Source organism: Microbulbifer mixtoriginis (SeqCode) (genome assembly GCF_052467235.1).
Window position 1 is genome coordinate 325,578 of record NZ_CP174305.1, and the last position, 23,057, is coordinate 348,634.

Annotated in this window: 18 protein-coding genes and 1 pseudogene; 6 read left to right on the forward strand and 13 right to left on the reverse strand. The window is 46.4% G+C overall.

The features are described from left to right. Nucleotides 1–41 precede the first annotated feature (41 nt). The 5 genes from ACJJIO_RS01320 to ACJJIO_RS01340 all read right to left on the reverse strand — a co-directional run bounded on the left by ACJJIO_RS01320 (nucleotide 42) and on the right by ACJJIO_RS01340 (nucleotide 7,248). Complete coding sequence (locus tag ACJJIO_RS01320; protein WP_444909910.1) at nucleotides 42–1,040, reverse strand: hypothetical protein; 999 nt, start codon at nucleotides 1,038–1,040, stop codon at nucleotides 42–44. 143 nt (nucleotides 1,041–1,183) lie between these two features. Beyond that, complete coding sequence (locus tag ACJJIO_RS01325; protein ID WP_444885313.1) at nucleotides 1,184–1,591, reverse strand: PaaI family thioesterase; 408 nt, start codon at nucleotides 1,589–1,591, stop codon at nucleotides 1,184–1,186. A 245-nt stretch (nucleotides 1,592–1,836) separates the two neighbouring features. Beyond that, complete coding sequence (ppnN, locus tag ACJJIO_RS01330; protein WP_444885314.1) at nucleotides 1,837–3,210, reverse strand: nucleotide 5'-monophosphate nucleosidase PpnN; 1,374 nt, start codon at nucleotides 3,208–3,210, stop codon at nucleotides 1,837–1,839. Between the two features lie 456 nt (nucleotides 3,211–3,666). Continuing rightward, nucleotides 3,667–4,539, reverse strand: coding sequence for an alpha/beta fold hydrolase (locus tag ACJJIO_RS01335; protein ID WP_444909911.1), 873 nt, complete (start codon nucleotides 4,537–4,539; stop codon nucleotides 3,667–3,669). Nucleotides 4,540–4,965: 426 nt separating this feature from the next. Further along, nucleotides 4,966–7,248: a TonB-dependent receptor gene (locus ACJJIO_RS01340; protein WP_444909912.1), complete on the reverse strand. Its 2,283-nt coding sequence runs from the start codon at nucleotides 7,246–7,248 to the stop codon at nucleotides 4,966–4,968. A 387-nt stretch (nucleotides 7,249–7,635) separates the two neighbouring features. On the opposite strand from ACJJIO_RS01340, the gene ACJJIO_RS01345 reads away from it, so the two are divergent. Next, the gene (locus ACJJIO_RS01345; RefSeq protein ID WP_444885317.1) at nucleotides 7,636–7,992 is read left to right on the forward strand and encodes a hypothetical protein; all 357 of its coding nucleotides are present in this window, start codon (nucleotides 7,636–7,638) and stop codon (nucleotides 7,990–7,992) included. Between the two features lie 333 nt (nucleotides 7,993–8,325). Continuing rightward, on the forward strand, nucleotides 8,326–8,958 hold the full coding sequence (locus tag ACJJIO_RS01350) for a LysE family translocator (protein WP_444909913.1): 633 nt from the start codon (nucleotides 8,326–8,328) through the stop codon (nucleotides 8,956–8,958). 336 nt (nucleotides 8,959–9,294) lie between these two features. Here ACJJIO_RS01350 and ACJJIO_RS01355 read toward each other — a convergent pair whose 3' ends face one another. From ACJJIO_RS01355 to ACJJIO_RS01385, 7 genes are all read right to left on the reverse strand, one after another. Continuing rightward, a complete protein-coding gene (locus ACJJIO_RS01355; protein WP_252085495.1) occupies nucleotides 9,295–10,044 on the reverse strand; it encodes a M12 family metallo-peptidase in 750 nt (249 codons plus the stop codon). A 224-nt stretch (nucleotides 10,045–10,268) separates the two neighbouring features. After that, nucleotides 10,269–10,946 carry a protease inhibitor BamI-like protein gene (locus ACJJIO_RS01360; protein ID WP_444909914.1) on the reverse strand — a complete coding sequence of 226 codons (678 nt, stop codon included), beginning with the start codon at nucleotides 10,944–10,946 and terminating at the stop codon, nucleotides 10,269–10,271. A 493-nt stretch (nucleotides 10,947–11,439) separates the two neighbouring features. Further along, nucleotides 11,440–12,261 carry a reprolysin-like metallopeptidase gene (locus ACJJIO_RS01365; RefSeq protein ID WP_252085493.1) on the reverse strand — a complete coding sequence of 274 codons (822 nt, stop codon included), beginning with the start codon at nucleotides 12,259–12,261 and terminating at the stop codon, nucleotides 11,440–11,442. 246 nt (nucleotides 12,262–12,507) lie between these two features. Next, the gene (locus ACJJIO_RS01370; protein WP_444909915.1) at nucleotides 12,508–13,122 is read right to left on the reverse strand and encodes a protease inhibitor BamI-like protein; all 615 of its coding nucleotides are present in this window, start codon (nucleotides 13,120–13,122) and stop codon (nucleotides 12,508–12,510) included. Between the two features lie 388 nt (nucleotides 13,123–13,510). Beyond that, the gene (gene cobN / locus ACJJIO_RS01375) at nucleotides 13,511–17,443 is read right to left on the reverse strand and encodes a cobaltochelatase subunit CobN (protein ID WP_444909916.1); all 3,933 of its coding nucleotides are present in this window, start codon (nucleotides 17,441–17,443) and stop codon (nucleotides 13,511–13,513) included. Between the two features lie 20 nt (nucleotides 17,444–17,463). After that, a complete protein-coding gene (locus tag ACJJIO_RS01380) occupies nucleotides 17,464–17,811 on the reverse strand; it encodes a DUF2149 domain-containing protein (RefSeq protein ID WP_020414951.1) in 348 nt (115 codons plus the stop codon). Beyond that, a complete protein-coding gene (locus ACJJIO_RS01385; RefSeq protein WP_444885322.1) occupies nucleotides 17,811–18,341 on the reverse strand; it encodes a MotA/TolQ/ExbB proton channel family protein in 531 nt (176 codons plus the stop codon). Before ACJJIO_RS01385 ends, ACJJIO_RS01380 begins: the two co-directional genes overlap by 1 nt. Nucleotides 18,342–18,566: 225 nt before the next feature. Between ACJJIO_RS01385 and ACJJIO_RS01390 the strand changes: the two genes are divergently transcribed. After that, nucleotides 18,567–20,738 carry a TonB-dependent hemoglobin/transferrin/lactoferrin family receptor gene (locus ACJJIO_RS01390; RefSeq protein WP_444909917.1) on the forward strand — a complete coding sequence of 724 codons (2,172 nt, stop codon included), beginning with the start codon at nucleotides 18,567–18,569 and terminating at the stop codon, nucleotides 20,736–20,738. Nucleotides 20,739–20,996: 258 nt separating this feature from the next. Here ACJJIO_RS01390 and ACJJIO_RS01395 read toward each other — a convergent pair whose 3' ends face one another. Then, the gene (locus tag ACJJIO_RS01395; protein ID WP_252085488.1) at nucleotides 20,997–21,203 is read right to left on the reverse strand and encodes a DUF2905 domain-containing protein; all 207 of its coding nucleotides are present in this window, start codon (nucleotides 21,201–21,203) and stop codon (nucleotides 20,997–20,999) included. A gap of 120 nt (nucleotides 21,204–21,323) precedes the next feature. Here ACJJIO_RS01395 and ACJJIO_RS01400 point away from each other — a divergent pair, with 120 nt between their 5' ends. The 3 genes and pseudogenes from ACJJIO_RS01400 to ACJJIO_RS01410 all read left to right on the forward strand — a co-directional run bounded on the left by ACJJIO_RS01400 (nucleotide 21,324) and on the right by ACJJIO_RS01410 (nucleotide 23,026). Beyond that, on the forward strand, nucleotides 21,324–21,719 hold the full coding sequence (locus tag ACJJIO_RS01400) for an NUDIX domain-containing protein (RefSeq protein ID WP_444909918.1): 396 nt from the start codon (nucleotides 21,324–21,326) through the stop codon (nucleotides 21,717–21,719). A gap of 14 nt (nucleotides 21,720–21,733) precedes the next feature. Then, entirely contained in the window at nucleotides 21,734–22,036 is a 303-nt protein-coding gene (locus tag ACJJIO_RS01405; protein ID WP_444909919.1) for an NrtR DNA-binding winged helix domain-containing protein, read from the forward strand. Between the two features lie 130 nt (nucleotides 22,037–22,166). Further along, nucleotides 22,167–23,026, forward strand: a pseudogene (locus ACJJIO_RS01410) (ADP-ribosylglycohydrolase family protein). The last annotated feature ends 31 nt before the right edge of the window (nucleotides 23,027–23,057 follow it).

Sequence of the window (23,057 nt, forward strand, 5' to 3'; positions counted from 1 at the left end):
ATTAACAATAACCTTAAAATTGATCCCAACCAAAGAGGCACCTAATTCTCACGCTTTTCGTTTGACAGATTTTTGGCAAGATCAGCTACCGCCTCCTCCATTGAAACCAAACCATTCAAGTAAGGCATCCAATACTTATCAAGAAGGGATTTATAATTCCAGCGCCCAACATATAAACCGTTCAGTGTTGCGTAATCTGTGAAATTTGGCTCTTCCTCTGAAATAACTCTTCTAACAACTTCACCAACTGTATAAAATTGAATTGGATGCCAAATATGTTTATGAGCCTTTAAGTCATATTTATCAAACTCACTGCTGATTATCCCTTGAAGTTTGCTTTTGCGATTCACACTGTTAGCATGTGTTAACTCATGAAAAAACATTTCTAATGCAAGCCAGCCTGAGTAATCTGAATAGTTACTATTGATAATGGTTTGAGAACTTCTTCCTGAAGTGGTAGCTCCCTGTCGCATACCAGGCTTATAGACAATATTCACTGTATGCGCATTTACTAGCAGTTTTTCACCAAAGAGGTCTTCGAGCCGGCTAGCAATTGGGTCACCATACACATCCAGCTTTTCCCGTAAGCTTAGATACCACCTAAAGTTACTTTCTCTATGCAGACCCCACATTTGCTCATTATAAAGAGTGGAAAGCTCCTGCAAATGAGCATATAAGTTATTGTTAACTGATTCAGAATCGACAGGAGTGCCTGATAAAAGCAGGGCTGTTAGATCTGCCACTTCCCCGCTAGACCGAATAATATTAATATTTTTTTCAGCCCCATGTGTAATATAATCATTGATCGCCCTCTCGAAGAGGTACAACTGATCAGTAACAATGCCTTCCTCCTTCTTTAGAGCCGCATATAGATTTTTATCTCTTGCCAATTCATACAAATATAGATGTAAATTCAATAACGGCTCATTTTTAAAGCTCACCAATCGCCAACTATCTAGCTGGCCAGATGGCTTTTCTTCAGCGAGAACGGGAAAAACTAAAGAGAAAAATATTAGAACAAGTAGAAATGGACGAAGCATTTGAAAAGCACCAGCGGATTATTCTTATAAGGCAAGGGGGAGAGTGACTCGGATCGATCATCCTCCCAATATGGTAAGAATATAACTTCCAGAAGGAGCCCCTGCAAATCAGTACTGCTGTTCAAGCTAGGGGCAATCATCGGTCACGGGTATAAAATCAATTGCGTACAGCGGAATAAAGCCAGCTTTTTACCCGTACTCTTACAGACTACGGAAGCATCCCATACCTGAGTGGTCCGCCCCTTATGAACAGGTGTTGCAGCACAAAGAACAACCCCATCACGAACTGTTCCCAGATGATTCGACTTCAGTTCAACAGTAGTAAAGCCAGAAGCCTTTTCTGGTAAGTTCGCCAAGCAACCAATGCCACAGGCCGTATCGGCCAAAGAAACGACGCTACCAGCATGCAAGTAGCCATTAGGTGCCAGATGAGACTCCAAAATTCTCATCTCTGCATGGATCTCGCCCTCAGCAACTTTCACAAGCTCAATCCCGAGAAGCCCTGGAAGTTTACCTTCGCAAATCTTGTTGTAATAGTTATGGTCTTTCATATAAATCCTTATTAACAACTAACTGGTCATAATAACAAGCCAATTAAAGCAGAGATTTTTCTTTAGTCCCACTAAACATCTTTTTATATCTAGGTTACACAGCAAACTCACAAAGGAGTGTAATTTTTACTGTACATAATAATTATTTTTCCAGAGGCCTTCTCAAATAGAGGGCAGCATTGTAAAGAGCCCTACCCCACCTAGCATCCCTTGCACATTACTATTTCTGATAGAAAATTCTGAAACTACTTGGAAATTACCTTATAGCAGGGAACATACTCTTTACCCGGCAACTTCATTCTCTGTTGTTTCACAAAAGACTCCAGCATAATATCAATGCTGCGCATAATGCTCGAATCACCACGCAGCTCATAAGGTCCATACTCCTCAACCATCCGAATCCCTTCATTTTTCACATTACCAGATACGACGCCAGAGAATGCACGTCGCAGGTTGGCAGCTAATAGATAAGGTTCTTGGCTTTTATGTAAGGCGAGGTTCAGCATACTTTCATGAGTTGGTATAAACGGCTGCTGAAATTCGTTAGCGACTTTTAACTTCCAGTTAAAATAATAGGCGTCATCCGTTGCTTTGCGGAAGGACTTGACCTCTTGTATGCCTACCGACATTTGTCTAGCAACTTCCTGTGGGTTATCAATAATAATTTGGTATCTTGAACGAGCTTCCTTACCCAAAGTAGAGGCGATAAATTCATCAATACGAACAAAATATTCCGTTGCACTAGGTGGGCCGGTGAAGATAACAGGGAATGGTTGATCCTTATTTTCTTCGTGTAGGAGTATCCCCAGGAGATAGATGATCTCCTCAGCAGTACCCGCCCCCCCTGGGAAAACTACAATGCCATGACCTGTGCGTACAAAAGCTTCTAAGCGTTTTTCAATATCTGGGAGAATAACCAGTTGATTGACGATTGCATTTGGTGCTTCTGCAGCGATAATACCGGGTTCGGTAACACCAAGGTACTGTCCATGGCGATCGCGCTGCTTGGCATGTCCAATAGTGGCACCTTTCATTGGCCCCTTCATTGCTCCCGGCCCACAACCGGTACAAATATCAAGGTGGCGCAGAGCCAATTCATAACCGACCTGCTTAGTATAATCGTACTCTTCAGATAAGATTGAGTGCCCTCCCCAGCATACTACTAGCCTAGGCGTGCGGACTCTATCGAAGGTACCGGCATTTCTCATAATATGAAAAACCGCATCAGTAATGCCCTGAGAAGATGTTAAGTCATGTAACTTACTGCCGGTAATTTCACTATTTACATAAATAATATCTCTCAATACCGCAAACAAATGCTCTGCAATACCACTGATAATTTTGCCATCAACAAAAGCACTGGCCGGGGCGTTTCTAAGCTGTAGTTTTATACTGCGCTCTGTGGGGACAACAGAGATATCAAAATTAGCAAAGGTTTCCAGAAGCTCCTTACCATCATCCATAAAACCGCCACTATTTAGCACCGCTAGTGAGCAGTTTCTAAAGGTTTGGTATTGTGAACCACGGCTCTCGCTACTAAGCCGATTAATTTCATACTTGGATAGGATCTCAAACTGCCCTGTAGATGAAACCTGTGCATCGATAAGATCAATAGACATGCAACCCTCTTATTGAACTGAAATTGGGATCTTTACAGAAAATAGTGTTCTGGTGCTATAGAAGTGTAATCTAAGTTGATGACTAGGCTTCTTTTTTAATTAAACCGAGGCAATTGGATTTAATAGCCAAGAAAAGTTGACGTACAACTAAACCATTCACCTGAGACAGGAAGTGCCAACAGAGGAATACAGGCTTAACTCTTTGGGACTGAGTCGCGATTCACATTATTTTGACCCAGTTTACATCTTGATCACAGGTACTCTTTGGCAGGTCATTGCAAGTGGGTACTACTTATTAAGCCCGCACCATGAAAACCGTCCCACCTATTGGTTCAGGCTTAATTTGACAATTACCCTATTTAGGGGCAACACATTACCAGATCAACCCTGAGCACATTTATAAAAATAAAAATTCTCACTAAAATTGAGCCCGGGATTCTTTAATAGCATCAAACTTTAGTTTGATGTCCTACGTTCCTGATATTCTTCAGGGGAAGGCTTAACTTTAGATAAAAGTTGATTCAGCTCTTCAAGTACAATCCACGGATCGGTTTCATCGTACAGATGCGAGGAGTATTTCATAATTACATGTTTGGCGTTATCACTAATCTTGGTGAGTTCAATTTGCGACTGATCCCAAGTCCTGTTGTAAGCATCTACATCTGCATAACTCATTTTAGTCTGACGAATTGCGGTATGTGGCAACCCTCTACTCATAACCGTGATTGGAATCTCTTTCTTTAACTTATAACGCTCTGGTTTTGATGCAGACTCTGCAAAATCTTCGAAGGAATGCTTTTCCTTTTCCCACGCCATAATCCACTGCATCGTTGCCCAGCCCTCCTTGGATAAAGAAGACTTCAGGTTTCCGTACCAGGATTCATGGGCTGCATCCACAAATAGAAGGGCAGACACCCTACTGGGGTTTTCACTTGCAAATGCCTTTGCTACTAAACCACCAAATGAGTGGGCCACAAGAACTACGGAATCCCACTTTTTAAACTCCACGAAGGCCTCAAGCTCAGCAGAAAGCGCATCCATCGATCTAACTTTTGGAACAGCATGCGCACTTTTTCCAGCTCCAGGCCGATCGTAGATACAAAGCATAAAATCATTAGAAGAGAATTTATGAAAGGTATTTTTATAGGTACTATGGGCATCTAACCCCATACCTGAAACCATCAATACTACTTTTTTCCCCTCACCCTCCTCTTTACAAAGATAGGATATTACATTCCCTCCAATGGTAACAAACTCATATTTATGCTCATCTTGCGCCCAAACTAAGCAACAAAGAACACTGAGAAGAAATGCGGTATAAATTTTCATAATCTTCCTTGGAATTTATAGCTTACATAATATCTACGGTGAGTATCGGCACCCAAACCATTGACAAACCCGTAACTCCTATCCCTCATTCACCTAATTCAAATAACACTATTTACCCGACACAGAATGCTGCATATTTAACTGAACAATATGCCTGCCGAAAGAACAACTCGTACAACGTACCAATTTATCCAGCAACATCTACAGGCACTATCCCAGAAAAACTTTGCCAGGGAAATCACTATAATATTTACTTTATAAGAGTCTCAATAATTGCTAGGGACAATAATCAATCTTAATAATGCTGAAAGTTCGACCAATCCAGGTATTTTATAGACAAGTGGCAAGAAGGCAGGCATAAAAAAGCCGCACAATAGAAATTGTGCGGCAAAGCTCAGAAAACCTGCGGGAGAGGTTTGAGTTAAATTAGAAGTCGTAAGCGATGCTTAACTTGATATTGCGCGGCAGGATATAACGAACATTGGTTGCCTGAGGATCCCTTGGATCTCCCTCGGTAATGCCCTCCTCATCGGTGAGGTTATCCAGTGCAAGCTGAACGGTAATATCGTTTAAGTAAGCCACTGCTCCAAAATCAACCTTGGTATAACCCGGCAGCGTCACCGAGTTTTTACTGTCATTGAAACGATCACCTACTCGGCTTACTCCACCAAACACTGCCATATCAATATTGTTGATCGTGAAATCGTAGTTCTGGCTTAGGCGTACTTGGTACTCGGGCTGGCGCATCACTTGATTGCCTTTAAAGTCACCACTGGTGATTTCTGGCTTCTGCAAAGTTGCATTCAGGCCCAAAGTGAAGTCACCCCAGTGGGCCTTGCCATCCAGCTCAAGACCCAACGCCTCTGTTTCCAGGCGGGCGCATGTGGTGCTACCAATAATGCAATCAGGCATTCCCTGGGTTTCATTGTAGAAAAGGGTGGCAAACAGCGAGTAGTCTTGATCCTGCAGCTTGTAGCCCAGCTCATATTGGTCGATATCGATAATCAGATCGGAACCCGCGCGGAAGCTCTCGCCAAACTCGCGATAATTATCAAAGTCCGCAAATTTGAAGCCTGAATTTATACGGAAGAAAGCCCCCATATTCTCAGCGAAGGCCCAATCTACTGCAGCTGTATAGGCAGTACCCTCTTCATCCGCCTTATAGGTGTTAAAAATACCATCACGAACACCTTCATCTACTGAGTAGTTTGTTTCACGATTTGCAGAGCGCACACCCAAATCAAAAGTGAAATCGCTCAGGTAAAACTCACCTGCAATGTAGAATGCGTTTTCTCGGGCATCACCTACCGCTTCAAGATCATGGCTCCAACAGAGAACTGGGTCGAGTTCTTTATCATCACAAGAAATATCGCCAGCAACTTGCTCACCATCATGACCAAGCACATAGTACGCTTGGTTTCCAAGGCTCCACCACTCATCAACTTCCCAACTAGAAGTGTAATAACCTGCGGTTACCTTAAAGTCATCCCACTCTTTGGCTAGGCTGATATCGTTGGTCGTTGCCTCAATATCTTTTCGTACTACCCAAGCACCGAATTGCTGCAACAAAGTATCATTACTGACCTCAGCCCCAGACACGGTAGTAGCTGAAGTCACGCTTGTACCATCGTCGTATCGCAACTCACTGGGTAATACCGGGCGACCATTGGGAACAAAGCCTAAAGTATCGGCATTACCGCTGGTCAAACCAAAACGCTCAGTAAGACTCCAACCATTGCCCAGGTCCAGCTCAAGGTAGGCACCAGCTACGCTGCCGTCCCAACCACGGCCTTCTCCCATATCAAAAGTTTCCCAGCGCGTTTCAGAGCCACCATTTCCGTCGGCCTGGGAAATGGGTACTGAAACCTTGCGATTACTGGGACCCACTTGGGTGTAGTCAGTTGCCAGGAAGGAAGCATTTGGCAGATACCAGGTGCCAGTATCTTTAGTATCTCGTACGTAGAAACCGGCTTTGCCGTTGTCCATCTCTTTAGTCAGGTGCAAGGTGAACTGGTGACCTTCTTCCGCATCAAAACCGGCATCGCGAATACCGGGAGAAGAACTCACATACCCACCCATCATGTAGTACACATCTTCGCTGAGCTTTCCGGTCAGAAGGGCATCAGCCCTTTGAAGGTCATAGTCCGAAGTGGTGTATTTAAAGCGACCCTCGGTCTCTTCGGTCCCCTCTTTCAAAATGAAATTGGTCGTGAGACCCGGCTGGCCGTTAGAGTAAACCGGGCTAGGGCCACCGCGCAGGCCTTCTACGCGCTGGATAGTCTCATCCACTCGGAATAGAGAGGAGTTTTCCATGAAAGAAAGAGTCGGTGCCGGGTAAAGTGGCAAGCCATTCATAGAGACCGTAACAAACGGAGCGTCACTGCCGCCCGGAAATCCCCGTACATCAATGTTTGCGCCAGATACCCCGCCAGAGCTTTCAACCCAAAGACCTGGGATAGACTTCAGCAAATCTGCAGTACTAGACGGGGAGGCTTTACCGATTTCATCGTCACTCAGGGTTGTGATTGAAAAGCTCGCATCCAGCTTTTTTATACCGGCACCACCTGGGGTTCCCGTGGTGATCACTTCCTCAATCACCCTATCTTCAGACGCCAATGGTGAAGCGGCTTCCTGGGCTGTGGCATAGCCCCAGAAGCCCAGCTGCATGGCCCCAAGAGGTATAGCCAGCGCTAGAGGATTCTTCTTCATTAAAACTTCCCTCTCATCGTCATTCTTATTGGATTTTGAGATGTGTCTGGTACACGCCAGTGCAAACGATTGCAATTTATGTACCTGTCCTGTGAGACGACACTTTGGAACAACTATAAAGCAGTATTGCAATCGATTGCAATGCGGGTGACGGGGTAATTTGTGGCCATTTCCTGTATTTGGTCATATTTGCTAAGGAAGTAAGATTCCGCCAGATATCCTCCCGGTGAAGTGAGCAGACGCTGCCACAGACCCTAAGACGTATTTATTGCTTTGAAAGGGGTCAATGCGTTTCTAAAGTAGAATTATGCGAATGCACGGAAGGAGTCCTTGTTGTAGCTGGCAAGGATGTATTTAGAAGTTCAGTGCCACCATTGAGGGCTCAAAATGACCAGTTCTTCATGTCATCAGGCGGACAACCACTCCCATAAGCACGGCCCCCATTGCGGGCATGCCGCTATACGGCATGGAGACCATGTTTGTTATTTGCACAATGGCCATCTACACCATCCCCACCATGGCCACTATGATGAGCACGTGCTGGAAGTCAGCAGCAAAAATCCCGCGAGCTGCAATCCTATCACTACCAGCACACACGCCACTCATGTCCATGGGGAAAACTGCGGACACGAACGTATTCCCCATGGAGATCACTTCGATTACCTGGTAGATGGACACCTGCATCATGTACACGGTGATCACTGTGATGATCATGGCCCAGTGGAAATGATACAGGAGCAGTAGGGGCCTACTGAGAAGCAGAGGCGGGGTTGATTGTGCGAAGAGCCAAACAAACTTAAGGTTACACTATCAACCCTAGCCTGCATTCGAAAAAGGTGAATATTCCTTTACAACCAAGAGACCCACAAATAAATACTCTTAGTAAAGGCCCATTTTCTGACTTAAGCCCAAGACTCCGATTATCTCCCCAATAACCCTCCTCTCCAGATAACTACGCTGCATCATCTAAAGCAAAAGTACAATTTGCATTTCCTCATAACATGACATTACTTTTCAGGGGAAGTACTGATCCCAGGGTTATAATCCCCAACTACAAGTCCCCTAGGAGTTTTCTTTGTGCCCGAAATTCATATTTTAACCGCCTTCCTTGGGGCATCTGCCCTATTGGCCATCTCACCAGGTCCAGATTTAGTGTTGATATCGACCTACTCCGCCACAAGAGGTTTTTTGGCTGGATTTTTAATCGGTTTGGGGATTTTCATTGCAGGACTTATTCAAACGCTACTCGTCGCATTTGGCCTCGGCCAAATAATGCAGGCCATGCCATTGGTCGCCATAGTAGTAAAGACTATCGGAGCCCTCTATCTTGCCTGGCTTGGATTTAATCTATTGCGTAGCTGGCGCGCCAACCTCTCGGTTCAGAACACTCAACCTGTAACAGAAAGGCTAACTCCTTGGCAGCTCCTCAGTAGAGGCCTGATTAATAATTTAATGAATCCGAAGGCGCTTTTATTTTTTAGCTTGTTCTTACCGCAGTTCACCACAAGTACAGAGCCCCTTATGCCCCAAATATTACTTCTTGGCATTCTGCTCAGTACCACAGCCCTCATAGTCAATACAATATTTTCTCTTGCATTTAGCAGGTTGGGACACGTATTTAAACAGCCCGCCGCATTTACTCGACATTCGGAGGGCATCCTGGGGGCTATTTTCCTCGGCCTTGCCGCTCGCTTAGCAACTGAACGCTAGCCGGGTGAAATTCAGCCATATTAAAGTTTACATGAAACGTAAAATTGCAAGAGAAGGCATTAATGTAGTTTTTATTCGTATTGGGGCCATCCGAGCCAATGAGGGCGTTTTTTGGCGCTACCCACTCAGTATTCGCTTTTTCAATAAGTTATAAGCTCGCCTGGCTCGGACATACATAGCTTAAGTTGTATCCGCGTAATTTTAGCAACTAACAGTCGTCAAACAAAAAAGCCGGGGTTTTCCCCGGCTTTTTTCTAGTCGAAGACTAGAAGTGCAAGCTTCTGCCACTAAATATAAAATGACGGCTTGCTTTGATCATATAGATACAGCGAGCTATTAGTAATAACCTGCAATATCATCTACGATCGGGCCAATTGCGCGGTACGCGTTTGAGATATCAACACCATTTCTTCTTTCACCACAAGGTAAACCATCACAGGCTACCCAATCCGGATCTGAGAAAATATCAAACTGGGTTGTAGTACCGAATACATGCGGATAAGCCATAATCGTGGTAAACCTATTTTGTACACCATGGCCATAACCATAGGAGTACACGCCAGGAGTACCTTGCTGAGCAGTAGAGTGACTCAGGCCCATATTGTGGCCAAGCTCATGAACGAAAGTGTTGTAGCCACAGTCTACGGCAGTGATGCTATAAGCTTGATCACGGGTAGAGGCATACATTGTGCCATTGCTACCTTGACCAACCCAGGCGATACCACAAGTGGTATAACGACCATCAGTTTCGGCCATGCCCAACAAAATGATCATGTCCGCTTTTTTTGAAGCACGCCAGTTCTGGTAGCTGCTACTCGCGGTGATAGTATCGATGTCACTTTCTGTAGGGCGGCGATCTGTAGAGGTTCTCGCTGTACCTACCAAGTTTAGCTGAATATCAACAAGGTTATTTTTAAAAGAATTATTGGCATAAGCAATATACTGATCAATTTTTGCAGAAATGTCGCCAGTATAAGCTGCCGCTTGATCTGTATATACGATGCCTACATCAACAGTTTCAGCCTGTGCAAAACCGGAAACTGCAGCAGCTGCAACGGCAGCAGCTAAACTTTTTTTGAGACTCATTGTAGTCTTCCTTTTTTATATAATTAATGCATGTACTTTTTTGGCAGCTGCAAAAATTGATCAACTGCCAACATGACATGCTTTTGCACCCTAACCCGCAAAGAAACTATCCTTTTTTTCCAACCTATCGAGAAAATAAACTCTTAATATTTGCGGGCTACATATAGACACATCCCTTGTCGACCTAAAGATTTGAAACTATGCATCTCTCATCTTTAGATTCTTTACAGCTCATCTTCAACTAAAAGATCGCCGCCTTCTAACTTCTTACCTTGGGACGATGGCTTTCTACGTAGATCACCGTTTTCTACATGACCCTGAATTAAAGCCCCATTAGGCGCAATCCATGCAAAACCATCTTGTGCCTCCATAGTGTAAGAGCCCGATGGCAGGTTCAGCTGAGCATAAACCACATCCTTTCCTAGCGTTATTGTGGCCCCAAAGAGGCGTGCATGCCCCGGAAAGTTTAATTCCAAGCTTTTGTTTCCACTCGCGTGCTGTTGAATACTTCCCACCTGAGCATCGTAGTCACCTTCCACTCCAGGAAGATCCATATCAACATATTCGCCTATCTCTAAATTCCTTAACATATCCACATTAAGCTCAAGGTAAGTTTCACCCTTGAGATCTTTTGGTAGGCGACCATTTTCATGAAGTACCTGCTTGGCTAACTCTGACTCTTCCCAAAGAATATTTTCAACCTCTTCCAGAGGCTCATCCATTGCGGATGCCTCACCTTCAACAACCTCATCCAAAGAGTCTTCTACAGGAAACCTATCAATAGCCAGTTTAGGCTCTGGAATTTTTGCGACCTGTCTTTCAGCATTAGACTGCCCTTTAGACCAAAAATAATATCCAGCCCCTAGCAAGATCACCAAAACAGGAAATATCAACTTCTTCACAGCTCACTACCCCAACATTCATTTATTAAAATAACACTCCCGAAACCCCCAAGCTTCAGAAGAAAATTTTTTCTCGCAATATCAACCAGAAAAGGTTACTTCCAGACATTCTCGCTATCGCCCAGACTCAGACGAAGAATGGTATCAGGACCTCAAAATATTTTTTTGAAAACACTTCACAGATAAGAAAAATAAAAAAATGATCGCAACTGAAGCCGACAACAAAATCATAAAAAACTGCAAACCTCATCGCAACCAACAAATATAAGTCCTTAAAAATATTGAGAAGTTCATCCACTTGAGGAACTTAAATGGTTATAAAGCTATAACCAAAAAAAAGGGTGCGATAAATTACACCAAAAGATAAAAAAGACACCTGCAGAACAAGTCAACCCAAAAGTTAAAGAACAAAAAAAGGGAGGGCAAAGCCCTCCCCAAAACAATGGAGTTAACGGTCAATAACTTCTCAATAGATCAAGAGAGTAAAAGTAGATTAATAATAGCCAGCTACATCATCAATAATCGGCTCCAATGCTCTATGAGCATCAGCCCGATTTCTCTCGCCACACGGTAACCCGTTGCAGATTTTGCCTGGATCAGAAAATGTATCCAGTCTTTCAGCGCTTCCAAATGCAGATGGATACGCCATAATAGTGGAGAAACTGTTATTTACACCGTAACCAAGTCCCCAACGGTAAACATAACCACTGGTATCACCTTGTTGGCGAGAATGAGTCAGCCCCATGTTGTGGCCCAGCTCATGAATAAATGTAAGATCAGTACCCCCACAATCAACTGCAGTCAAACTATAGGCCAAGCGCTTGGCACTAGGATCCATTACACCGTTACTACCTATTCCGCCCCAGGCTACTCCACAGCGGGTACCAAGAAAGCGTCCATCTTCCCAAACTTCTTCGCCCTTGCCTAACAGAGCAACCATGTCGGCTTCAAAAAGTTGACGCTGCACCCCAACTGGGCCGGGAGCCACTTGCGTAATTTCAGCGTAGGTCGGCGTACTATCCTCGGCAAAGTACTCAGTTAAGCCAGAAAATTCATTGAGGTTGTCTCCATTAATGAGGAGGTCCTCCTTGGAATACTCTCTTGAGTCTACCAATTCCAGCTGAATATCCAGGCCATTATTCTCGTAGATACGGTTAGAAGTACTGATCAGATTATCAACCATTACGGAAATATCACCAGTATACTGAGCCGCAGGGTCGGTATACCAAACCGCAATTTTTATCGTCTCCGCACTTGCCGCTCCAGAGATGGTAAGAGCCGTTATTGCGGCAGCCAAACTGTTTCTTAGCTTCATAGCAGTTCCTTTTATTATTAAATTATTTACCCCAATCTTTGTGATCCAACCAATGAAACCGGTTACATCTTTGGTCAAACTGATCAAATCACAAAATGCACTCGCCTTAACTGGAAAATAGATTACTCCCTACTCTCTTTTCCACCTGTAAAAGCAATCGCTTCTGGCAGTAACAGGCACTTCAAGCAGCACTCCCTTTGCTGCTAGCCAGGTAAGATAACTCCTACCCCAACATTAGATAAATTCTTACTTTAATTTTACCTCTTCCTCCAAGTGACTCCTGGTTAAATCTTTTTTCGAAGCCACCCAAGCATAATTTCCCTGCGCCTCTAGGGAGTATGAGCCTGAAGGCAATGTTAAATTACCATATACCGAGTTTTTGCCAATTGTGAAATTTACAAAATACACGCTACCATAACCAGGCAGGTTCATTTGTACACTTTTATTCCCACTTGCATGCTCCTGGACTTTATCCACCTGAGCATCGTAATTTCCCTTCACCCCAGGCATTTCTATATCAACATAGTCTCCAATAGATAAATTCTTCAGAGCCTCTACATCAATCTCAAGATATGTCTCTCCATTTAAATCAAGCGGCAAGCGCCCTGACTCATGTAAAACCTGCCTTGCGACATCCGATTCTGCCCACATCAAGGCACTATCAGGATTCGCCTCTTGCTCTTGGGCGGAAGGCACCTCTACCACTTCTTCTGTAGATTTAGTTTCAGTTGGAACAATTTTCTTGGAGGGAGGTGAGACTGGTTTTTCAGTAATCGGTTGTGGGCTATCTGTTTGACTCTTTGCCCAGAAAAAATACCCTCCCGCACAAAGGAGAGCAATCAGTGGAATTATTTTTCTCATTAGCTTCTCACTGCAAAATATTTATGCTAGTTCAGAAAAACCTCAATGGTGCTGATTACTTAATGAGCTACAGCAGAACCGAGACTTAACCTTTCCTAACATGGACCACTATGCTGAGACGCTTAATGCTAATTTCCACGCAATTAATTTTTCAGAATTATTTCACAAAAATGTCATCCCTGTACGGGTAGCCTGTGAGTGTTCTCTGACTTTACCTGCTGGATACGAAAAAATATCGACAGGTTCCTGAAAAATGACAACAACATTAGCTCAAAATTTTTTCTGCCAAAAAAGAAAAAGCCAGCAACGCTGGTAAGAATTGCTGGCCTTAACTGATCAAAAAGTGACTTTAGGATTGGCTTTTATCGCCACCGGTAACCCCCAATGCCTAGACATGGGTCACTCGCTGCCCTCCCCCCTCAAAAAAGCGCTCAAAAAATACGCTAATAAATCCAGTGATAACAATTACCAACAGTAATAACCACAAGAAGTCCCGGGGCTTGTCCTGAGCTGTGGGCTCTTTTACTTGTTCTAGTTTCTGCCCACTAACTTGCTGAGACGCGGGAGCGCTGGCAGCGACATTATCTACTGTCTGGCCACTCACAAGCGGGGCAAGACCAAATCCAAGGGCCTGCTGATTCACAAAGTCAGTAAATTTCTCATTGTCTGTTGCTACGTCGTGCTGGTTGGCGAGCTCGGTGTAAGTCTCCACCATTTTCCTTAGCGTTTCTGCATCGGCAGGCCAGTAGCCTTTGCGCACAGCCTCCAGCATGCGCTCCAGCATTTGCGCCAGGGCTTCCGCATTGTGCTCCTCAAAGAACTCACGCATATCCATTTGGTATTTATCCTCCACGTAGACCTCAAACATCTCCTGCCATTGGTCGTCGCGGATGGTTTCCGGAGTCATCACCTCCCAGCCCCACATGTTGTTCACCCGATCCAGGATCGCCGTTGCGCCGGCATAGCCGGATTCCTGCATCGCCTCAATCCAACGGGGATGGAAATAACGGCTACGCATTTCCTGATTGACAAATTCTCCCAGGGTCTGGGCTTTAATGTTGTCCTTGCGACGCAAGTTGGAGACATACATTTCGGGTGTCTTACCATCGAGATTGCGCACCGCAAGCCCCATACCACCAAAATACTGGAAAGGGTCGTCATTAGTCATCATTGCGTAGAGATTGGTGGAGCGCGAGAATATCACTCCATCGGTACCGGAAAGCACCTTGCCATAAAGTGCAACATTGCGCTGGTCTTCGCTCCAACGGGATTCATCCTTACCGTAGGCAAAGCCCATGCGGCGCATATACAGATCGGCTAGTTTATCGTCTGTCTCCCAGCTGCCGGAAGCCAGGCTGGCACCATTCAGGCCGGTACCATAATTGCCACTTTCATTGGAGAAAATACGTACAGAGGAAAGATAGCGCGCATCTTCTTCGGAACTGCCTTCTTCCTTTAGTTGCTTCAATAAGGCCTGGCTGTGGCGATAAACAAAGTTGTTCTCCTCCTTCATCTGCGCCACTTTATCGATGGCTTCCGCCAGCCACAGCATCACATTAGGGAATGCATCGCGGTAAAGGCCCGTAGCAGAGATCACCACATCGATACGAGGGCGCTTTAGCTCTGAATAGGGAATCACCTCAGTTCCAGTAACATTGCCCTGCTGATTCCATTTGGGCTTGAGACCCAGCGCATGCAGTATTTGCGCTTCCAACGCACCCTGGTGACGCATCGTCTCCAGGGACCAAAGGGAAAATGCCAGCTTATCCGGGAAACGGCCGTGTTTTTCCCGATAGTCGGCAATGGTTTGTTCCATCAGTTGCACGCCGGCCTCATAAGCCTCCTTGGACGGCACCTTGGCAGGGTTGAATCCAATCAGGTTGCGACCGGTAGGCACTGCCTGCGGGTTGCGAATAGGGTCACCCCCATAGCTCACCGGAATGTACTCACCGTCGAGCGCCAGCATCAGGTTTTGCAGCTCAGCGATACCGGCAAAGTTATCGGCATACTCCCGGCCCTGCTGCAGGTAATTTTGCAGCTCTTCAGAAAGTTCTGGCAACTTGCGGCCAGCCAGGTAGGCATTTAACAGCTGATAACCCGGCTGTGCTTCCAAGGCGACTACATTGCGTTCATCCAGCACCTGATCCTGCGGCAAACTCAGGCCCTGGTCGCTCTCATATTGGCCGGCGGCGGAGATAAAGTTTTCACCCAGCATTTGCAGCATGGTGCTGGTGAGATGCTCTGACTTGGGCAGCTGACCAAAACGATGGATACCCAGTGGCTGGCTCATTTCAGCCAGTTGGGCCAAGTGGTCCTGAAGACGACTGAGCTGGCCATCGAAATCAGCTTGCAGGGTTTCAGCGTTGATTTCCAGATCCTTGAGCATATTCAGCTTGTCCGCCAGGGCGATAATGCGCTCCTGGGTATTCAGCCGGGTTTGCCCTTCTTCCAGTATCAGGTAATTACCAATCAACTCAGAGAGTTCGGCCACTTCGGCATAAAGACCCGCTTTAGCGAAGCCCGGTGTTAAATGGCTGATCATCGTCGCACGTCCGCGACGCTTGGCCTGCATAGCTTCGCCTACATTATCAATAATGTAGGGATAAAATACCGGGATATTACCCAGAGCCAAATTTGGGGCGTCGTACACAGAGAGTCCACGCTCCTTACCGGTTAGCCATTCCTGGGAACCATGTGTTCCCAAGTGAATATAGGCATCAGCCCCGAAAGTTTTGCGCGCGTAGAGATAAACCGCCAGGTAGGCATGGTTTACCGGCGTTTTCATATCGTGATAGAGGGAGGCGTGATCTTTGGCATTATCCGCGCGCACCCCCTGCGGCAGGACAATCAGGTTACCCAATGTCATGCGTGGGATCACAAACGCCCGCTCACCATCATAATCTGCCAACATGGCATTATCTTCCGGCTTACCCCACCGCTCCACAATGGGATCACGCACAGAGGCCGGCAAACGATTAAACCAATCGACATAGGTGGAAAGTGGCATCCAGTCCGCCAAACCTTTATCAATCAGTGCCACGCTGTCTTCACGGCGATAATAAGGGCGCAGCAATTGGCCCGCCCAGGCAATCAGGGTCTTGGAGTCCTGCTGCTCTATTTGATAGCCACGCTCCGCCATGGCTTTGGCGATAGACTCAATAGAAGAAGGGACATCGAGGAAGGCCGCACCAATATTCTTCTCACCGGGAGGGTAGTTCCAGATAAAGGTAGCCACTTTTTTCTGGTTGTTTTTTTTGTAGCCAAGAGAGGCGTGACTCCAGGCGCGTTCCACCAACGCATCGAGCTGGTCTGTCATTACAACCTTATTGCCATCTTCACTTGCAGCAACAATTACCGGATCGATACTACCTGTGTCTTCGGGCATCACCAGGAAGAATGGAGTTAACGAAGGAGAGACCCCACTATTATCGGCAAGATAATCCGCTTCACTGCCCTCGGTATAGTTCAGGGCATGAATCACCGGGACACCCAACTTTTCGAACTCCGCGCGACGTTTACTCACATAATGGAGGGAGCGGTAATTGATCATCAGATCAACACGCGTTTGCCCCGCTTCGTCTTGCAGTAAATCCGGATAGGAAAGCGGCAGATCCTCACCTTCAAAGAAAAAGGCAAAAGCCATAGCACCTTTTTCTTCCAGGCCAGCCAAGATGGCATCTACAACCTGCTGCTGCTCGTAATCCACGACTGAGCGATGGATAGCCAGACCTATAACCGGCTGCTCTGCGGATACCTGCAGCCAATTAAAGAAATCCCCTTCGCTGTCAGTCACCAGGATTGGCAGACGCGGATGATAAAAACCCACTTTAGGCACAATAATTGGGTCGACTACAGGCTGCTCAGAGAGGCCAAAGACTTTGGAGGAGAGGAACTGCATCAAGTGCCGGTAGTTCTGACGCCCAGCATTATTGAAATACGCAGCGATGGATTGGTGCTGTTCAACAGTCAGCCCCTGATTCATGGAGGCGTTATCGGCATCTCCCAGGGAAAGCACAGGCACTTTGGGGAACTGGGTTAGTAGCGGCTGGTATTTCCCAAACATAAATTGGGAGAGTGCCGGATTGATACCGTCAAGCATCACCAGGCTAGAGGAACCCCAGGCCTGCTCTATTTGCTCTTCACTCTTCCCTTTGCTGTTAAATATCTCCAGGGTAAACGGCTGGTCCGCAGCCAAATCAGATAACAGCTCCCCCTTGGCTTTCGCGGTATGGCTGGACATCATCAGCAAAACTTTGGGTTTATCGTTAGCCTGCACCATCATCGTAGTGAAGGCTATTACGACGAAGCATGCCAATTGCATACAAACCTTCTTCAACATGACTATTTACCCCCTACAGCCTTGTCTTTTGCAGACTCTTCTTTTCCTTCCGGTACATAGACCAGGCTGCCGTCTGCCATCTGGTAAGCAACACCAGCGCGAGTGCCCTCTCCGGAACCAATTTCACCAGTGGATTTGTACTGCTTAATTTCTTCCCCATCTTTTACGATGACTTCCATATTGGGCTCACCGGCATTTTTGATGACTGTGACCTTTTCATTGGAAAACACGTTTAGCGGGTTTTGTGCGATAGCGATAAGCAGTGCGGCAATAATCACCAGAAAAACATCAATCAAGTTAACCGCACTCAAAATCGGGTTGAGCTCTTCATCTTCATCCAGGAAGCGCATTAAACAGCCTCCTTCAATTTGCGAATGTTAATTAGCTCAGCAGCAAACCAACGCTTCTTTACCGAGGCCGGCCAGAAGGTCAGGGTAGAAATTGCGAGGCCCCAGATCACAGCAGCAAAAGCGATAATCAGGTTTTCACTGATCCCCTGGATATTGCCATCGGCCAAGGCTCGCAACGCCGGCCCCATCGGGATCATGGTGGCGATCAAGCCCAACATGGGGGCAATGCGTGTAGCCATACGCAGCATCTCCAACTTTTTCAGTGCAAAAACTTCCAACTCGTCATCACATGCCAAAGGGTGTCGCACGTAATAGTTGTGCACCTGAAAGCCTGGCAGCTCCTCTTTCCGACCTTGCTTTAAGGCCAAGCTGTAGGTGCCAGCATTGCGGCGTCGCAGCAGCCATAGAGAGATAAAGCGTCCCGTTGCGTAAAGTGCGTAGATAAAAAGAACCAGAATCGCCAGTAATACTGGGGCCATAAACAAATCAGCCACATCGGCCATCAGGTTCTCAATTATCGAAATATTCATTGCAAGTCTCCTCAGCCCAGCACTTTCGTTCTGTATTAATGGCCGCGGAAACTAACGGAACTCCCTATCAACGTCAAATTTAATCTAATTGATAGTGATTCGCATTTAGCTTTACATTAAGAAAATCATCCCTATAATCCCCCCTCAATCGGCGCCAGTGGTGAGCAACCAACCACTGCCGACCAACAAGAGCAGAAGTACAGAAATTACCTCAAGGACAACACCATGAAACTTCGCCCAATTGCAGCGGCCATACTGGGCCTGGCTTCCGTCGCTAACCTGCATGCCGAAACTTCAGGTTCAGAAGCCAACAGCGACCTGGAACTGATTGTGGTCAGCGGCCGCGCGGAAAAGCCGCTGAAAGATGTCGCAGGAAGTGTTTCTGTTGTCACCAATGAGGACATCGAACAGCTTCAGCTGAACGATATGAATCAGCTGTTCCAATACGAGCCCGGAGTTGAAGTAACCGGCGCCGCCGGCAGTGCACAAAATATCCTGGTACGCGGCATGGGTGGCGACCGGGTACTGATTATCAAAGACGGTATGCGGGTTAACGAAGGCTATGGAGCCAATGGTAAAAATGACATCGTGGGCCGCGGCTTTATTGAAATAGATACCCTGAAACAGGTAGAGGTGGCCAAGGGCGCTGCGTCTTCTTTATACGGTTCTGACGCGCTTGCCGGCATCGTGGTATTCACCACCAAAGATGCCAGCGACTACTTAAAGGACGGAGAGCAATTCGGCGGTGCGATCAAAACCGGATACACCGGTATTACCACTCAATCACACATCTCCCCTACCCTGGCTCTGCGCACCGGCAACTTTGAACAACTACTGCATACCACCTTCCGCGATGGAGAGGAGCAACAAAATTTCGACGAAAGCCAGGCCCCCTTCGAAATTGAGTCAAAGAGCCTGCTTTACAAGGCCAAGTACAACCTTGGTGGTGAGGACTTTGTCAGTTTCAGCATTGATCACTGGAATCAGGAAAGCACCGGCGACAGCGCCGACGGCCTGCTTCACTACTTCCGCGGGCTGGCCGATTACGGCTACAGCGTCGTCAAGGAAAAATCAATCTCCGATAAAGAGGTCCGCGCTTACCAGCTGCGTTACCACAGCGAGACTCCCAGTGCAGTCTATGACCAGCTGAATATTAGCCTGTATAAAAACGAATCCGAACAGCAAGATGAACAGTATGGCCAGCTGGACGTCAATGCCCCAATGTTTGGAGTTTTTGAAATCCGTGATATGTGGGAAACTGGCCTTTATAGCCAAGATACTATTGGCTTCCTCTCCAATGCCAGCAAGACTCTGAGCGAGACCCACACGCTGGGATACGGCCTAGACCTGGAAAAAACCGAAAGCCGCCGTACCCTACTCCAGTACCGCGAAGTGGCTGGTACATCCACAATGAATATCCCAACAGAAAAGTTCCCAGAAAATGCAGTCTCCCGTGCGGGATTATTCCTGAACGATGAAATGACTTTTGCCAATGGACAGCTGATTGTAACCCCAGGGGTACGCTACGATTGGTACGAAATGGACCCCGATGGTGCAGAAAAAGCTGACGGTACTCCTTTTGCCACGATTGAGGAGAGCAACCTCTCCTTCAATCTGGGAGCCCTCTACAAAATCAACTCTCGCTTGTCTGCCTTCATCCAATACGGCCAGGGTTTCAAAGTACCAGCCTACGATCTGGCATATATCGAGCACTATAAACAACCAACTTCTACTTATGCTTACGAGGTATTACCGGCTGATGATCTGTCTCCAGAAACCAGCGACTCTTTCGAACTCGGGCTGCGTGGACACCTGGGCCCCATTGCCTTCAGCGCTGCCGCCTTCACTACCGAGTACGATGACTTCCTCCAAACTGAACTCATAGACAGCGAAACTTTCTTCAACAACGATGGCAGTTTCTCGCACGTGTTTGAGCAATACCAATACCAAAACATAGACTCAGTGACGATCAAAGGAGTGGAGCTGAGCGCAAATTGGTACCTATCTCCAGCGTTCGAGCTATTTGCTAATGCCAGCTATCAACGCGGTGAAAACGATACCACCGGCGAATACCTAACCAGTATCAGCCCGCTTTCCGGTGTCGTTGGTGCCAGCTACACAGGCGCACAACTTTCCAACCAAGTACTAGTGCGCTGGGCAGACCGCATGGAACATGTCAATGAAGGCGAAACAGGGACTCCAGGCTATGGCTCTGTAGATTGGACTCTGGGCTACCAGCTGATGGAGCAGATGTCTCTCAACCTGGCCGTCAACAACCTGCTCGACAAGGAGTATGTGCCCTACCTAAATGTTGCTGGCTGGGATGAAGACAGTGATATCTACGTAAACTCTGCTCCGGGCCGTACTTTCTCTGCATCCATTAAGTACGATTTCTAAGTTATTAATCCGGCTAATTTGTGGATAGCCGGATTGATACGACGCAAGGAAGCGTCGTCGCTGGTCACGGCCAGCAAAGCCCCTGAAATACAAATCACTCTGCGCTTTTGCGCAATTTCAGAGGCTGAATCAGGTAGGTCACGGACGACCTTTTTTTGACTAGCGGAGAACGCACCCTCCTTTTCTCATACTCTCCTATAAGTCCCTTGCGGCCGCCCCCATGCGGCCTTTTTTTATTCTGCTGCATCAATAGAATATTTATCTGCGGAAAAAATTAACTAAGAGGCTTAATATCAGGCTGACAATAATCATCGAGACAATTGGAAAATAAAAACGAGTGCGGCTAGATTCAATACGAATATCCCCCGGCAACCGGCCAAACCAGTTAAATAGCCAGGGGGCAAAGTGCAGCGCTATACCAACGACTATCAGGACCAATCCAGTAATTATCAACCAGCGTGACATATCTCTCCTCTCACTTTGCTCTATTCAATTGACAAGAAGAATTTGTTTACCCCACTAACCCCCTTGAGCACGCAGGATTAGGCAGCTACCATAAGTGACCAACTGACACTTAGTGAGGCAATGAACGAGAAAGAATTCCTTGCCGCCTACGACAAGGGCAACTTTGAAGCCCCTCTAGTTACCGTAGATGCCGTCTTGTTTACTTATCAAGATAGTCAACTCAAAGTTTTGCTGGTAGAGCGCTCCAATCATCCCGAACAGGGAAAATGGGCGCTGCCGGGAGGTTTCATTTCCGAGAGCGAAGATAAGACCCTAGAGGATACGGTCACCCGAAAGCTCAAGGAGAAAACCGGAGTTGTTCCCCCTTATGTTGAGCAGCTAGCTACCTTTGGTGGCGGCTCCAGAGATCAGCGGGGCTGGTCTGTAACCATATGTTACACGGCTCTGATCGCTCATCAGGCCTGTGAAAGCGAATTAGAAACCATCTCCGATATCGCCTGGCTGCCTATCGAATAGTTAAGAAAATAAACTTGGCCTTTGACCATCTCAAAATTATTAATAGGGCACATGAGCGTCTTATTCAAAAGGCTCTTTACAGTATTATCCCAGCCTACGCGCTGCCCAGAAAATTCACTCTACCCGAGCTTCAACAGGTGCACGAAGTCATTATCGGCAAGCCTCTACAGAAAAAGTCTTTTCGCAGAAGGATTGATCAGGCAGATCTTCTGATAGATACCGGTGAAAAACGTACTGAGCGAGGTCGCCCGGCCGCGTTGTACAGTTTGCGTCCAGGTTCAGGGAAACATACTTTTGTGCGGAATCTGGAGCAATAGCCCTGCCCCATTGTCCCTAATTTTATTTAGCAATCACTCTCAAGCAGGTATAAGAAGGATTTTCTAGGTGAATATTGAAACGCTAGACAAGGTAAAAGGCTGTTTAGTCGGACTCGCATGCAGTGATGCTGTGGGCACCACGTTGGAGTTTAAGTACAAAGGGGAATTCACTCCTTTATCAGACATGGAAGGTGGAGGCCCATTTGGATTAAAAAAGGGGCATGGACCGATGATACCTCCATGGCGCTCTGCCTGGCCCACAGTTTACTCCAGAAAAAAGGCTTCAGTGCGACTGATCAGATGAATCGTTACTGTAACTGGTACCAGTATGGGTATATGAGCTCTACGGGTGAGTGCTTCGATATTGGTTCAACAGTTTTATCCGCATTAAATCGATATCTGCAAACAGGTGATCCTTTTAGTGGTTCAACATCTACACGCTCGTCAGGTAATGGTTCACTCATGCGCTTAGCGCCTATTCCCATATTTTTTTCTTCAACAGCTTCGGATGCCATTTATTTCGCAGGGTAAAGCTCCAGAACCACTCATGGCTCGGACGAATGCATCGAAAGCTGCCGACTCCTCTGTAATCTTATACTTTCCATATTTATTGGCATCAATAAAAATGAGCTTCTCGCTTCTATCGAACAAACTCCAACTAATGAAAAAGTAAAAACCATTGCCAGTGGGCAATTTCTAGACCAGCACTATGAAGAGTTAACCGGAAGTGGTTACGTTATCGAGCCCCTAATATCGGCGCTTTGGTGTTTTTTCAATACCAATAGTTTTCGGGAAGCCATTCTTTTGGCAGCCAATATTGGCAACGATGCTGATACAACAGCAGCCATTTGCGGACAAATAGCCGGAGCTTACTATGGAGTTTCTGGAATACCTGAGGAATGGGCCCAGCAAATCTCTTTGTCGGAAGAAATTCACACCTTGGCAGAAGATCTCTATAAGGTTGGGCTATCAGTCGCCAATGAATGGTAAAGCCGGTATAAGCCGGCTCTTGAACGCGATG